The 13,555-nt window shown below is 38.3% G+C and carries 15 protein-coding genes; 3 read left to right on the top strand and 12 right to left on the bottom strand.

The genetic code is table 11. The annotated features are described in order from the left end of the window. Window positions 1-179: 179 nt before the first annotated feature. Entirely contained in the window at window positions 180-662 is a 483-nt protein-coding gene (petD, locus tag AN490_RS17250) for a cytochrome b6-f complex subunit IV (protein WP_213801099.1), read from the bottom strand. 183 nt (window positions 663-845) lie between these two features. After that, window positions 846-1,493: a cytochrome b6 gene (gene petB, locus AN490_RS17245; RefSeq protein ID WP_015083377.1), complete on the bottom strand. Its 648-nt coding sequence runs from the start codon at window positions 1,491-1,493 to the stop codon at window positions 846-848. A gap of 393 nt (window positions 1,494-1,886) precedes the next feature. Here petB and ctpA point away from each other — a divergent pair, with 393 nt between their 5' ends. Together ctpA and AN490_RS17235 are read left to right on the top strand one after the other, a co-directional pair. Next, window positions 1,887-3,134, top strand: coding sequence for a carboxyl-terminal processing protease CtpA (gene ctpA, locus AN490_RS17240; RefSeq protein WP_300005864.1), 1,248 nt, complete (start codon window positions 1,887-1,889; stop codon window positions 3,132-3,134). Window positions 3,135-3,209: 75 nt separating this feature from the next. Then, a complete protein-coding gene (locus AN490_RS17235) occupies window positions 3,210-3,365 on the top strand; it encodes a hypothetical protein (RefSeq protein WP_246862929.1) in 156 nt (51 codons plus the stop codon). On the opposite strand, the gene AN490_RS17230 is transcribed toward AN490_RS17235, so the two are convergent. Further along, on the bottom strand, window positions 3,318-4,070 hold the full coding sequence (locus AN490_RS17230; RefSeq protein ID WP_168696981.1) for an MBL fold metallo-hydrolase: 753 nt from the start codon (window positions 4,068-4,070) through the stop codon (window positions 3,318-3,320). The two genes, AN490_RS17235 and AN490_RS17230, sit on opposite strands and share 48 nt — an antisense overlap. Window positions 4,071-4,234: 164 nt before the next feature. Here AN490_RS17230 and AN490_RS17225 point away from each other — a divergent pair, with 164 nt between their 5' ends. Further along, window positions 4,235-5,719, top strand: coding sequence for a site-2 protease family protein (locus AN490_RS17225; protein WP_300005857.1), 1,485 nt, complete (start codon window positions 4,235-4,237; stop codon window positions 5,717-5,719). A gap of 85 nt (window positions 5,720-5,804) precedes the next feature. On the opposite strand, the gene AN490_RS17220 is transcribed toward AN490_RS17225, so the two are convergent. From AN490_RS17220 to lpxC, 9 genes are all read right to left on the bottom strand, one after another. Continuing rightward, the gene (locus AN490_RS17220; RefSeq protein ID WP_015083381.1) at window positions 5,805-6,380 is read right to left on the bottom strand and encodes a phycobiliprotein lyase; all 576 of its coding nucleotides are present in this window, start codon (window positions 6,378-6,380) and stop codon (window positions 5,805-5,807) included. Window positions 6,381-6,650: 270 nt separating this feature from the next. Continuing rightward, window positions 6,651-7,412 (bottom strand): hypothetical protein, encoded by a 762-nt coding sequence (locus AN490_RS17215; protein WP_300005854.1) that lies wholly within the window; start codon window positions 7,410-7,412, stop codon window positions 6,651-6,653. 103 nt (window positions 7,413-7,515) lie between these two features. Continuing rightward, complete coding sequence (locus AN490_RS17210) at window positions 7,516-8,307, bottom strand: hypothetical protein (protein ID WP_300005851.1); 792 nt, start codon at window positions 8,305-8,307, stop codon at window positions 7,516-7,518. 51 nt (window positions 8,308-8,358) lie between these two features. Further along, entirely contained in the window at window positions 8,359-9,630 is a 1,272-nt protein-coding gene (locus AN490_RS17205) for a DNA cytosine methyltransferase (protein ID WP_300005848.1), read from the bottom strand. A gap of 12 nt (window positions 9,631-9,642) precedes the next feature. After that, window positions 9,643-10,800: a lipid-A-disaccharide synthase gene (gene lpxB / locus AN490_RS17200; protein ID WP_300005845.1), complete on the bottom strand. Its 1,158-nt coding sequence runs from the start codon at window positions 10,798-10,800 to the stop codon at window positions 9,643-9,645. 36 nt (window positions 10,801-10,836) lie between these two features. Further along, window positions 10,837-11,013, bottom strand: coding sequence for a hypothetical protein (locus AN490_RS17195; protein WP_300005842.1), 177 nt, complete (start codon window positions 11,011-11,013; stop codon window positions 10,837-10,839). Then, complete coding sequence (gene lpxA / locus AN490_RS17190; RefSeq protein WP_168696975.1) at window positions 11,013-11,828, bottom strand: acyl-ACP--UDP-N-acetylglucosamine O-acyltransferase; 816 nt, start codon at window positions 11,826-11,828, stop codon at window positions 11,013-11,015. Before lpxA ends, AN490_RS17195 begins: the two co-directional genes overlap by 1 nt. 118 nt (window positions 11,829-11,946) lie before the next feature. Next, window positions 11,947-12,456 (bottom strand): 3-hydroxyacyl-ACP dehydratase FabZ, encoded by a 510-nt coding sequence (fabZ, locus tag AN490_RS17185; protein WP_168653728.1) that lies wholly within the window; start codon window positions 12,454-12,456, stop codon window positions 11,947-11,949. A 53-nt stretch (window positions 12,457-12,509) separates the two neighbouring features. Continuing rightward, the gene (gene lpxC / locus AN490_RS17180; RefSeq protein ID WP_148767008.1) at window positions 12,510-13,358 is read right to left on the bottom strand and encodes a UDP-3-O-acyl-N-acetylglucosamine deacetylase; all 849 of its coding nucleotides are present in this window, start codon (window positions 13,356-13,358) and stop codon (window positions 12,510-12,512) included. Window positions 13,359-13,555 lie beyond the last annotated feature (197 nt).

Genomic DNA, 13,555 nt, shown 5'->3' with positions numbered 1-13,555 from the left:
GATAATTTCACATTTAGGAATTTAGTTAACGTCTGTTGATCTTCAAAAGCATATCTCTTTTGAAATATCAGTAACAAGTAGACCATAAAAGATTTGCGGCTAGTTGTTTGTCAGATATTATCCCGTATATGCTCTTGAAAATTACAGACGTTACTGGATTTAGTTTTGACTGAACTATCTTAGAACAATCCTAACGTTAAGGATTTGTCTAATGGGAGTGCAGCACCAATACCTAGCCACAGGGTAACAAGAGTCCCAAAAAGAAATACTGTTGTTGCTACAGGGCGACGGAAGGGGTTTTGAAACTTATTCACGTTTTCCAAGAAAGGAACGAGAATTAGCCCCAAGGGGACAGCAGCCATTGCTAATACACCTAATAGTTTACTAGGTAATGAGCGGAGAATCTGGAATACAGGATATAAGTACCACTCTGGCAAAATTTCCAAAGGAGTAGCGAAAGGATTGGCTGGTTCACCGATCATCGCGGGATCTAGAGTTGCTAGAGCCACAATACAGGCGAAAGAACCCATAATGACGACTGGGAATATATAGAGCAAATCGTTGGGCCAAGCAGGTTCACCATAGTAATTGTGACCCATGCCTTGGGCAAGTTTAGCTCTCAATTGGGGATCGCTTAGATCCGGTGCTTTTTGGGTTGACATTTTTAAATGCGCTCTCCGGCTGAAGTGAAGTTAAAGCATTGGTGAAAGCTATCAACAATACAACTAGCTCAAGTTTTCAGATAGTAGTTTATGTCTACAACTTACAAGTTATTTTCTCTTTAGTTTAAAACAAACTACGATGATCTGGAAACACAAGTTTTGCCTATTTGCTAATAACTTGAATTACAAAGGTCCAGAAATACCTTGTTTGCGAATCATCAAGAAGTGGAACAACATGAAGACGGCAATTAACCAAGGAAGAACGAAGGTGTGAGCGCTATAGTAGCGGGTAAGTGTAGCTTGACCAACACTAGAACCACCACGGAGTAAATCGGAGATGAGAACGCCGACTACGGGAATGGCTTCTGGTACACCACTCACAATTTTTACAGCCCAGTAACCAACTTGATCCCAAGGCAGAGAGTAGCCTGTTACACCGAAGGAAACGGTGATAACTGCGAGGATAACACCACTGATCCAGGTTAATTCACGGGGCTTTTTGAAGCCACCGGTTAGATAAACACGGAAGGTGTGGAGAATCATCATTAATACCATCATGCTGGCTGACCAGCGGTGAATGGAGCGAATTAACCAACCAAAGTTGACTTCATTCATGATGTACTCGACAGAGGAGAAAGCTTCAGCAACTGTAGGTTTGTAGTAGAATGTCATCGCAAATCCAGTGGCGAACTGAATCAGGAAGCATACTAGGGTAATTCCACCTAAACAGTAGAAGATGTTAACGTGGGGAGGTACGTATTTGGTGGTGATATCATCAGCAATTTCTTGGAGATCCAAGCGTTCCTCAAACCAGTCATAAACGTTAGCCATACAATCCTAAGTTCCTAAAAATAGATTGCGGTTGATAAGTTTTGTGATGCGAAGCTTAGTCAGCCATGACTATTCAACTAACCTCAGTTAGAGGGTTCGCTTCTCGCTTCATCCAAGAGAATGGGCTTCTATTGGTCCACGAGCGTAAATTTGGGTGTAACTCACCCTATTTTTGAGAAATCTCCCTGTTTCTCGTCTTTGCCAGCCAACGCTAACTATGTTGACTCCAAAGAAGATTTTATCGTTGATCAGGAAGAATGGACATCTCACAAATTTGGACTAGCAAGTTTATGAGAAGAATGCACTTCTTCTATAAAAAAAGTAACATAGTCGAGAGATAGATTTCATCAGCAACTGAGCATTACAGAAAGTTTTAGGGAATTTGAGTCTGAGATGGCACTGAAATTAGGGTTCATTCACAAACGGTTTTGGCGGCTAGGATGTTTACTACTATTGCTTTTTGGTTTGGTGTTGGCAGGATATGTTCCTCCGGCTTCAGCTTTGACCCCAGAACAGAAGCTAGTTTATGAAGTGTGGCGAATTGTTAATCGCTCTTATTTAGATGGGACTTTTAACCATCAAAGCTGGCTTGATGTGCGACAAAAGGCGTTGAAAGGCAACTTTGCCAACCATGAAGCAGCTTATTCTACTATTCAGTCTATGCTGAAGAGTCTGGATGATCCTTTTACCCGGTTTCTTGAGCCTGAGAAGTATCGCAGTTTGCAAGTTAGCACTGCTGGAGAATTAACTGGGGTGGGTTTACAAATTACTCTCAATCCACGTGGTGGTTTGGAGGTAATTACACCTATTGAAGATTCTCCAGCCGACAAAGCGGACTTAAAACCACGCGATCGCATTTTGAAGATTGAGGGTTTATCTACAGAGAATTTGACTCTTGATGAGGCTGCGGCACGAATGCGTGGCTCAAGGGGCAGCGTTGTTACGCTTTTAATTGGCAGGGAAGGAGAAAAGGATCGGGAAGTTATCTTGGTGCGCGATCGCATTGCTCTTAATCCTGTTGTCTCTGACTTACGATTATCCCCGGAAGGAACCAAGATTGGTTATTTGTCCCTGAGTCAATTTAGTGCCAATGCCGTTACTGAGTTGGCACACGCTATTTCTATTCTAGAAAAAAAAGGCGCGTCTGCCTATATTCTTGATTTAAGAAATAATCCGGGTGGACTCTTACAAGCGGGAATTGAAACTGCTCGTTTATGGTTAGACTCTGGCACAATCGTTTACACTGCCAACCGTCAAGGCATTCAGGGAACTTATGAAGCCTTTGGTCCAGCCTTAACCACAGATCCTTTAGTAATTATCGTTAATCAAGGAACTGCCAGCGCCAGCGAAATCCTCGCAGGTGCTTTACAAGATAATCATCGCGCCCAATTAGTCGGGGAAACGACTTTTGGGAAGGGCTTAATTCAATCTTTGTTTGAATTATCGGACGGTTCTGGTTTGGCGGTGACAATTGCTAAATATGAAACTCCTAACCATCGAGATATTAATAAGTTGGGAATTAAGCCTGATCAAATCATTCCCCAACCATCACTTAACCGTGAACAAATCGGCACAAAGGCAGATGTTCAATATCAAGCGGCTATCGAACTTTTGAGTAAAAAATTGGTAATGGGTCATTAGTTAGTTGTCAGTTGTCAGTAGGGGCGAAGCATTTGGAAGATAAATTATCGATCATTGCCAAAAATAGTTCTGCAAATGCTTCGCCCGTACAGTTGTCAGTTGTCAGTAGGGGCGAAGCATTTGGAAGATAAATTATCGGTCATTGCCAAAAATAGTTCTGCAAATGCTTCGCCCGTACAGTTGTCAGTGGTTAGTGGGAAGAATTTCCTTCCCTGTTCCCTGTTCCCGTAAAGTTGCTAAATTTAAGTTGGTGATTTTTTGGTAAGCTTGGTCTATACAGGGTTTACCCCTGAGATAACCTGTATTAGCTCCGGGGCATAAATAAGTTAAGGTTTGTGGTGTAAAGCGATCGCTTAATAATTTAACGCTTTTAAGTTGTCGTGGCCAATGGAAAGTTTTAGACGTGCGTAGTGGCACAGGTTCGCCGTGCTGGTTAGGAAGTAAATGCCGGCCAGAAAATAACACGCCGTCAAATTCACGATAGTATAAACAAGAAGAGCCTGGAGAATGGCCTGGTGTCCAAATTATTTGCGTTGTGGCATTAAGAGTGAACTCATCAGTAAAAGTGGTGACAGTTGAACCAGGCAATAAATAGGCTTCTTGTTCTTGGATGAGAATTTCGCAATTTAAGATTTGCTGATATTCTGCGGCTTTACCAATAGCACCACGATGACTGATAAAAAACCACTTGACTCCCCCATGCAAGGACAAAAAATCCTGGTTTATCTGTTCTAAAGCTGGGCAATCTATGAGAATATTCCCTGCATTTGTAATAATGAAGTAAGATGTTGCTCCTAAAGTGTCCCGATTAGGTGGAAAAGCAAAAATACTGTTGGGTGTCAAAACTAAAGGATTTTCCGCCTTTGATGGGCTTTTTAGGGATATAGAGCGTGGTTGTTTAGTCTGATGACTGGACTGCTGAGGAAAAGAAGACATAAATGAAAAAACTTAAATTCGGAAGTGGTGAACAATCAGGTTACAGTGTATTTACCATGACTGTTAACTGTGATTAAAAAATTAAGGCGTGCAGTCTTATTTGTCATCAAAATCTGTAACAGAAATTACAGGTAAGGCATTCTATCAAATATAGTGAAGATAATATGGCATTTTGGTTTCTCCTCGTTTTCGTTTTGGGGTCATTGACTTATTTAATGATGCAGCACAGTGTTGCACGGGCTACAAGAACCCCTATATGGTTATTGTGGTTGGTTTTAATGACACCGGCATTTGTATTGACTGGTTGGACGCTGGTACATGGGATCAAACAAGCTCCCCCATCAGCATTAATTCTCTGGATATCAGGGAGTTGTTTATTATTATACTGGCTATTGTTTAATAGGGGTCGGCAATTACCCGTAGATCCACAAAATCAATCTCCAGAAAATCAGGGACAAGCAAGTAATAATTCTCCTCAAGAAACAGTACCAGTCCGTCCCATTGATTTAGCAGAAGAAAGTCAACTACGAAATTGTTTTCCCTGGTCTGTATATTATGTGCAAAATATTGAGTATCGTCCCCAAGCCGTAATTTGTCGGGGACAGTTGCGAACTATGGCTAGTCAGGCTTATGAGCAAATTAAAGCTAATATTGAAGGACAATTTGGCGATCGCTTTCTCATCATATTTCAAGAAGGAATAAATGGTAAACCCTTCTTTGTTTTAGTTCCTAATCCTCAAGTAGTTAGACAAAATAACCACCGCGATTCCGAAAAAATTACTCGACCAGGGTTAGCATTACTATTATTAGTAGCAACTTTATTTAGCACTACCTTTGTCGGATTGAGAATTGCGGGTTTTCAAGTCAATTCGCTAGAATCTTATTTGACATTATTTTTTCACGGTGTACCTTATGCTTTAGGGTTAATGACTATTTTAGGAACTCATGAACTAGGTCATTACTTAACAGCAAAATTCTATAAAATTCGCTCTACATTGCCTTATTTTATTCCTATACCTTATTTCTTAGGAACATTTGGTGCTTTTATTAAAATGGGGAGTCCTATCCCTCACCGCAAAGCTTTATTTGATGTCAGTATTGCTGGACCATTGGCAGGATTTATGATGACTATACCTTTATTGATTTGGGGTTTAGCTCATTCGGAAATAGTAGCTTTACCGGAAAAAACCGGAATGTTAAACCCCAATGCACTTAATCCTCAATATTCGATTTTATTAGCTTTACTTTCAAAATTAGCCTTGGGAAGTGAATTAACCGCAAAATCTGCCATTGATTTACATCCAGTTGCAGTTGCAGGTTTCTTAGGATTAATTGTCACTGCATTGAATTTGATGCCCGTGGGACAACTAGATGGTGGTCACATTGTTCATGCTATGTTTGGACAACGGACTGCTGTTTTCATTGGTCAAATTGCTAGATTATTATTATTAATGCTTTCGTTTATTAGAGAAGAATTTTTATTGTGGGCAATTATTTTATTATTCGTTCCCTTAATTGATGAACCTGCTTTAAATGATGTCACAGAATTAGATAATAAACGAGATTTTATGGGATTAATGTCAATGGCTTTATTGTTATTGATTATTTTACCATTACCCCAATTCTTAGCTCGTTTATTGCAGATTTAGGACAAATTTAACTATGAACGTGATATAGAGGCAGGTAATAGTTGTCAATTATCAATTACCAGCCTCAATATTGTAGTTTAAGGTTTTAATTTGTGGGTGCGTTAATTGAATTAGCGGCTTCCGTAGCCTTTTTAGAAGCATCCGTGCTACCCATGCGGATTTCGGAAGTGAAGGAAGCCATACTAAAGCCACCAAACCGCTTCAGAACACTTACCCGCATCCGTAAGTTAGGACTGGCAAACCATAGCCTTTCTTCAGACCACATGGTTTCATACTCAGTAATCAGAGTTAAAGCCCCATCATCACCGATTTTATAGCTACCAGCAACGGGGGCTTTTTCGGCATAACCCATTTCTCGGAGTAATTTACCTTCATCTGGGTTATCTGCATTCGGGACTGTGGCTAAAACGGTCGAACCCTGGTGTTTTTCTTCGTCCCATTCCATTGTGCCATTCCAGGTAACTCGCGCCCCACAGGAAGCTGTATGAGCCGCAATTTCATACTGTTCACACAGTTTAATTACTTCTGGATGATCAGCGGCTAACATCTCAATCACGATGTCTGATTTGCCGTCTTCTGACTGCTTAAAAGCTAAATGGTGACTAGTGCGATGAGAAAACCACTTTCCAGCACTTAATTCAAAAAATTCTTCAATGTTCATAAATAAAGTTATTCTGCATCATAATTTTAACAATCTCTTGACTCCAATTTACTTCTTCATTATGTATAATTCCTATAATTTTGTAAATCGGTTTCAGAAATTTGATCGGCTGGAACAAACTTGTAATGTTTCTCCTGCACGATTCTTACTTCACCTTCATATATTGTCAGTTCAAACATAGCAATAAGCTTTTCTCAAAAATGATCAGTTGAAAATATTTAACCAAGATTTATTTTAAATATGGAAATTATTTGGGGATAGATATTAATATTATTTATCAGAAGCCAAAAATCTTAACAACAAATCTTGTTTTTCCAAATTTGTATTTCCTTGAGACTGATTATTCCCGACTACTTTAAAAAAATAGTCCCGTATTTTAGTAATATGTTGAGTCATTTTACCAACTCCCTTTAAAGTATGAATATTTTTAGGTAAACGTCCACAAAAAACAGATGGAACAACATCTAATAACCACCAATCAAAAAGTTCCCGTCTACCTTGCGAACCTGGAAAAATAGCATAACCCTGGAAGCAATCATCTAAAATATTTAATATTGCTTCTCTGGTTTTTATAGATTCCAGCACTTGCAGCATATTCTCAAAAACATCAACAGCTTCATCCAGTGCTTGATATTGTCCCAAATAATTCTGATAATCCTGAAATGAAACGTTAAAATTTGGCTGATAATTATGTTGAGAATATATCCAATCTCGAAAAAGATACTGAAATATATTACCAGTTATTGTCTCACGAGGTAAATAAGTTTTAATAGTTGGTTGCACAGCAATTCCCATAACTATAGACATAAAGAAATAGCAATAACTTGTATCTAAACTATTTTTCTCTTTTTCTATTGCATCAAATACTGTGATCAAAGAATCTTCTAAACTTATTCCCTGAATATCTTTTTCTTCATATAATTCTGCATAGGAATATGACTGAATTCTCTCTATGACTAAACGTAAAGAATCAGGAATTTCAGCAGATAAAATGAGAGGATACTTTTCAAGTTTACATGATATGAATGTCATAGTTAATTGCTACTCGGAGGATAAGGATATGTCCAGGAGATAGTTATTATCTATTCTTTTGATTGTGAAATTCAACAAATTTAATATTGAATATAAATCTTGATCATGTATAATTCCTATAATTTTGTAAATCAGTTTCAGAAATTTGATCTGCTGGAACAAACTTGTAATGTTTTTCCTGTACAATTCTTACTTCACCTTCATATATTGTCAGTTCAAACATAGCGATGAAACCATTGTTCATAAACTGTGCTGATATAGAACGACAAATTAAATTGGGAAACTTTTCAAAACAGTAACTAATATCTTGTTTTGTTTGTACTATAGAAATTTGATCATTACCTGCTTTCGCTTGAACAGGTACTATAAATTGCATACCATTACTATTAACACCTACATAAACTTCATCTATTTCTATTTGTCCGATCCCCTTAACACTAGTTCTCAAGTGATTTTGTAAAGAGTATGCTGTTACACTAAGAAATATATCTATGAGACGATTGTAACGGATTTTAGTTAAAAGAGCTTGTTCATCACCTGACATATATTGATTAATAATTTCAGGTGTAGCATCAGGTATTTTAATTGGTATTAAGTTTAGGTTGGGAATAATGCGATTAATTTTCACAAGTCTAAAACAATAATTACCCGTACCATTTAATTCAATAATCCACTCTAAACCTGTAGGAGCAGTATCTGTAATAACTTTAGGTAGTGGTTTTCTAAATCTAAAAGCATAAAGAATATCTCCTAAATTTTTTGCAGATTGAATACCCAACTTTTTAGCAATTTCTGGAAGTTCATTACGGTTAAATTCAAAATACTCTAATCCTGTTTGGTAATAGCGTTGAAAGATTCCAATAATAACAGAGTTATATAAACCTTCTTTCGTCATGGTAATTCCTTGTTACTAAATAATTTGCCGTATTAGCTAAATAATAAAGATTCATTTTTTTCTAGTTCTTGGTTCTATAACATGAGGGTTCACTCCAAAGTATTTTGCTGCTCCTGACATATCAAGTGTTAATAAACTGATATCCCCTAAATCTTTAATACCTTGAGGTATGGTTTTCGTCACTTTTGCACTATCAGAAGATTTTATATCTAAAACTTTAATAATTTCCTCTGCGACTGCTTGCGCTAAAAGCGGAGGAACAGAATTACCAATTTGTCGAAAACCATGCCATTTTGTCGGATGAAATCTAAACCAATCAGGATAGGAATGTAAACGCGCAGCTTCCCTGACAGTGATACATCTGGGGATAAAAGGATGGATGGGACGAGGAGAAGTAAATGCCCCTTTATTACTAGGTGTTCCGGCTCTTAACGTATTACATAAACCATCAGGATCAAGTTTATGAAAACGACTAATTGATTCAATTTTACCATGAGGTGTAGAAGCAAATCTTTCCATAGATTCAGGTGAATGTTTACTTCTTAAACTTGATGTTAGTAAGGTCAGATCATATTGACGTTTATAGGAATAGTTATTTTTTGCAATTTCAAGATTACGCAGTTTTTTAGCATAATTACTAGGTTTACTAAATTCAGTCATTATCCAATCTTGTTGATATAATTCTGGATAGTTTTCTATGACTGGTAAATCTTGTAATGCGTCCCAAACTGTGGGAGATGTTTGATTAGGGAATGTAATTTTTTCTGGATATTTCGGTAATTCTAAATCTTCACGCGCACCTAGTAAAAATAATCTTTCCCGATTTTGTGGTACTCCATAATTAGCTGCATTTAAAACTTGATAATTTGCATCAACTTGATAACCACTTTCAGTAAATTGATTAATGATTTCAGCAATAAATTCTTGGTGTTTTCCTACTGTCATTCCTTTGACATTTTCTAATACAAAAAACTTGGGTTGTAATTCTACAACCAATCTAATAAAATGGAAAACTAAAGAATTTCTTGGATCATCAAAAGAACGTTTTCCCATTAATGAAAAACCTTGACAGGGAGGACCACCAAAAACCACATCAATTTCTTGATTAGCAATTTGAGAACTATTCCTAATTTCCTTCCCTGTTGTCTCTTCTACACTTTTACAGATCACCGTCCAAAAGGGAAAGTTAAATTTATGGATTGCACAATGAATTGGATCTATTTCCACAGATGCCAGAATATCAAAACCAGCTTGTTCAAAGCCTAACGTCATTCCTCCTGCACCTGCAAATAAATCAACTGCAATTGGTCGGGTTTTTGCCATTTTAACTATTATCTACTTTTTCATTGCTAATATTTCTTTGGCAGTGCGATCGCATACTCCCAATTCTCCCAAACAATGGCGCATTTCTTGATAATCTAATAAAGTTTTTTGTCTTTTTTCAGGATTTAATAACAATTCCATGGCTGCTTCAACAATATTATCGGCTGTGGCTTGTTCCTGTAAAAATTCGGGAACAATTTCCCGCATGACAACTAAATTTACTGGAGAAGCAAAGGGAATTGAACCTTTAAGAATATGACGTACAATCCAAGCAGTAATGGGATGAAGACAATAAACTACAACTTGGGGGACATTTAATAATGCAAGTTCTAAATTGACAGTTCCCGATTTAGTAATTGCGAAATCAGCCGCAGCAAAAATATCCTTTTGTTGATCTGATACTAGTGTAGCTTTTAAACCGTAATCTTTAATTGCTGCTGTAATTGGTTGTCTAAATATTTCCAAAGATAGAGGAATCCAAAAATGGACATTTGGTAATTTAGATTGGATATTTTGGGCAGATTGAAAAATCATTGGTAAAAGATATTTTAATTCTTGATGACGGGAAGCTGGTAACAGGGCAATTGCGATTTCTGCCGGTTTAATTCCTAATTTCTCTCTGGCAATTTCTCGATTTGGTGCATTTGCCATTCTATCAATTAAAGGATGTCCTACCCAACAAACCTTTGCCCCATTTTGCTGATAATATCGCGCTTCTTCAGGGAAAATTGCTAATAGTTTATCTGTAAAACCAACAATGCGGTTGGTATTCTGAAAACTCATAGACCATACCCACTCTTGAGGAGCGATATAATAAGCCACAGGTACATCAGGTAAGTTTTCCCTCATGAATGTACCAATTCCCAGATTTGGCCCCATATAGTCAATTAGGACTACTAAATCAGGGGGATTTTTCTTTAAGTAAGCGATCGCTTGGCGTTGTACCCTTAAAGTAGGGATAACATAAGGCAAAGACTCAATTAAACCCATTGAACCAATACCGCTAGTATCCCCCAAAATTTTCGCCCCAGCTTCCGCCATTTTCTCCCCACCCAAAGCGATAATTTCCAATATCAAACCCGTAACAACAGCTTGACGTTGCAGTGCTGCAATCAAAAGCGAACCCTGTAAATCCCCAGAAACTTCGCCAGTGCTAATAAATATCCGCATTTTAAAACTTTAGATTTGAGATTTTTACGCCCTTTCCTACCCCCTTCCCAGTGGAAGATTACCTATTTTTTCTTCTTCTTCTTCTTCTTTTCTTCCTTCGCTACCTTCGCTTCTTCGTGGTTCATTAAATCCATATTCGTCCGACAAAAATAGAGCAACTGGTAAACTTTGAGGACGGGAAAACCCCGCCCCTACATCTAACTGACTATTCATTATTCATCACTGACAGATTTTCTGCCCTTTCCGGGAATTAAACCGCGTCTTCCTGGCATTTGGGAAAGGAGTAAAAAACGGCGAAGATGTTTTAATTGTTCTGAATCTCCTAAATTTTCTAACTCTTGTAAAGCATCTTTAAATAGGAAATCAGAACGATAGAGAAGACGGAAAGCTTTTTTAATTAATTGGAAATCACTAGCAGCCATTTCCGAACGTTTTAATCCTACCAAATTGAGCGATCGCACTTTCGCCGGATTTCCTTCCACCAACATATAAGGAGGGACATCCCTATCAATGCGTGTCATCCCGCCCACCATAGACATAGTTCCTATGTGAACAAATTGATGCACACCTAAAACGCCGCTCAGTCTAGCTCGTGATTCAATATGTACATGACCCGCCAATGCTACAGAATTAGCAATAATGACAGAATCTTTAATCAGGCAATTATGACCTACATGAACATAAGCCATTAATAAATTGCCATTACCGATTACCGTCGCTTCACCCCTGCCAGTAGCGCGGTTAATCGTCACGTATTCACGGATGGAATTATTGTTACCAATTTTTACCCAAGTCGGTTCTCCCACGTATTTGAGATCCTGGGGCTGCATACCGATAGCTGCACCGGGAAAAATCTGATTTCCCGTACCAATTTCACAAAGGCCTTCTAGGACGACATGAGCGCCAATTACAGTGTCTGCACCAACTCTAACATTCTCGCCGATCACAGCATAAGCGCCGACTTGCACTGTTGAGTGGAGTTCCGCATTAGGATGGATGACAGCAGTTGGATGAATAAGTGTTTTCAAAGGTGAATCTCCAAAACTAAGTGCTACTTGCTAATTTATTCAATTAAGAAACGTGTCGGGCAAAGTTCAGTTATGTGTGAGGGCGAAAATCTAAAATCCTGTTATGGTATAATAAATTTTAACTAATCAAAGAAAACATTAGTTCTCCTTCAGCGGCTAATTGTCCATCAACTTCCGCTCGTCCGTTCATTTTCCCGAACCGACGCTGCTTCACCCACAACAGTTCCACCGTCATTACCAGTTGATCTCCAGGAACAATTTGCCGACGGAAACGGACTTTATCAATACCAGCAAAGACAAATAGTCCTCCTTTTGATTCCGGCATTTGCGTCATCACAATCCCGCCGACTTGTGCCATGGCTTCGATAATTAGCACACCTGGCATCAGCGATCGCCCTGGAAAATGCCCTTGAAATTGGGGTTCATTAAAGGTAACATTTTTAATACCCACGGCTTTTTTACCAGGTACATAATCAATAATCCGATCTACCAGTAAAAATGGATAGCGATGAGGTAAGAGTTCCTGAATTTCCTCAATACTAAAGGTAGTTTTTATAGTCTGTGGATTGACATTATCCTCACTTGATGTATTCAATTCCTGGGAATTAGGTTCGGTAATAGTGGACATTAGCGGTACGTTGTTTGAATAATTAAACACTAAGATGGGTAAATTTGGGAATTTTAGATCAGTTCTAAAATTTTCCGTGCCAGTTGAATGTGTAAATTATGACTAGCTTTGTAAGCCAAAAAATGAGCAACAGGGAAAATTCCTAGTAAACTTAAATCTCCGACTAGATCCAAGATTTTATGACGAACTGGTTCATTTGCAAATCGTAATGGTGGATTTAGCCAACCTTCCACCCCACAAACTAGGGCATTAGCCAAACTACCACCTTTAATTAATCCCGACTTTTGCAGATGTTCGATTTGATGCTGTAACCCAAAAGTTCGTGCTGGCGCAATTTCTGAAGCAAAGTCAGCAGAAGATTTTTCTAAACTTGTCGTTAATAACCAACTGTGCCATTGATTACCAATTGCCGCCAAATTAAAATCTATCCCATAGCTAAATCTGGTTTCTGGTGCCGGTAGGGCGCAAACAAAAGTATCACCTTCATAAATCCAAATCGGTTCGGTAATAACGACAGGTGCAGGTAAATTACTCACCATTTGGGCAAATAAACCAACTTCAGCAATTCTTTCACACCAAACTTGAGCAGAACCATCTAAAAGCGGTACTTCCGGTCCATCAATTTCAATTCTGGCATTATCCACCCCCATAGCCGCCAAAGCAGCTAATAAATGTTCCACAGTGCGAACACAGACTTGACCCTTACCCAATTGAGTAGAAAGCACAGTCTGACTCACAGCCGCAACTTGGGCGGGAATAATTGGTGAATTCGGTAAATCTACCCGGACAAAAAAACGATTACTTCCTGGTGGTGCTGGTAATATTCGTACTTGAGTATTGACCCCACTGTGTAACCCCACACCAGTCTGAGTAATTTCCCCTGCTAAAGTATGTTGCTGCATCATCTAACAATCCAAATATTGTAGTTAGTATTGCTCAAAACTCTGATTATTCTTGTCTGAAAAATATTATTAAGGTACAGAAGTCAGAATTCAGGAGTCAGACGTAAAATTCTTAGCCACTGACCACTGTACGGGCGAAGCATTTGGAGAACTATTTTTGGCAATGACCGATAATTTATCTTCCAAATTCTTAGCCA

Source organism: Anabaena sp. AL09 (genome assembly GCF_001672255.1).
Taxonomy (GTDB): Bacteria; Cyanobacteriota; Cyanobacteriia; order Cyanobacteriales; family Nostocaceae; genus Dolichospermum; species Dolichospermum lemmermannii.
This window is presented reverse-complemented; position numbering and strand designations above follow the sequence as displayed.

Excerpts from the sequence above, each read along its gene's own strand:
- fabZ (WP_168653728.1), bottom strand. The coding sequence starts at position 12,456 with ATGTCCACTATTACCGAACCTAATTCCCAGGAATTGAATACATCAAGT.
- AN490_RS17220 (WP_015083381.1), bottom strand. The coding sequence starts at position 6,380 with ATGAACATTGAAGAATTTTTTGAATTAAGTGCTGGAAAGTGGTTTTCT.
- lpxC (WP_148767008.1), bottom strand. The coding sequence starts at position 13,358 with ATGCAGCAACATACTTTAGCAGGGGAAATTACTCAGACTGGTGTGGGG.
- petD (WP_213801099.1), bottom strand. The coding sequence starts at position 662 with ATGTCAACCCAAAAAGCACCGGATCTAAGCGATCCCCAATTGAGAGCT.
- AN490_RS17215 (WP_300005854.1), bottom strand. The coding sequence starts at position 7,412 with ATGACATTCATATCATGTAAACTTGAAAAGTATCCTCTCATTTTATCT.
- AN490_RS17210 (WP_300005851.1), bottom strand. The coding sequence starts at position 8,307 with ATGACGAAAGAAGGTTTATATAACTCTGTTATTATTGGAATCTTTCAA.
- AN490_RS17205 (WP_300005848.1), bottom strand. The coding sequence starts at position 9,630 with ATGGCAAAAACCCGACCAATTGCAGTTGATTTATTTGCAGGTGCAGGA.
- AN490_RS17235 (WP_246862929.1), top strand. The coding sequence starts at position 3,210 with ATGCTTCGCCCGTACAGTTGTCAGTTGTCAGTAGGGGCGAAGCATTTG.
- ctpA (WP_300005864.1), top strand. The coding sequence starts at position 1,887 with ATGGCACTGAAATTAGGGTTCATTCACAAACGGTTTTGGCGGCTAGGA.
- AN490_RS17195 (WP_300005842.1), bottom strand. The coding sequence starts at position 11,013 with ATGAATAGTCAGTTAGATGTAGGGGCGGGGTTTTCCCGTCCTCAAAGT.
- lpxB (WP_300005845.1), bottom strand. The coding sequence starts at position 10,800 with ATGCGGATATTTATTAGCACTGGCGAAGTTTCTGGGGATTTACAGGGT.
- AN490_RS17225 (WP_300005857.1), top strand. The coding sequence starts at position 4,235 with ATGGCATTTTGGTTTCTCCTCGTTTTCGTTTTGGGGTCATTGACTTAT.
- AN490_RS17230 (WP_168696981.1), bottom strand. The coding sequence starts at position 4,070 with ATGTCTTCTTTTCCTCAGCAGTCCAGTCATCAGACTAAACAACCACGC.
- petB (WP_015083377.1), bottom strand. The coding sequence starts at position 1,493 with ATGGCTAACGTTTATGACTGGTTTGAGGAACGCTTGGATCTCCAAGAA.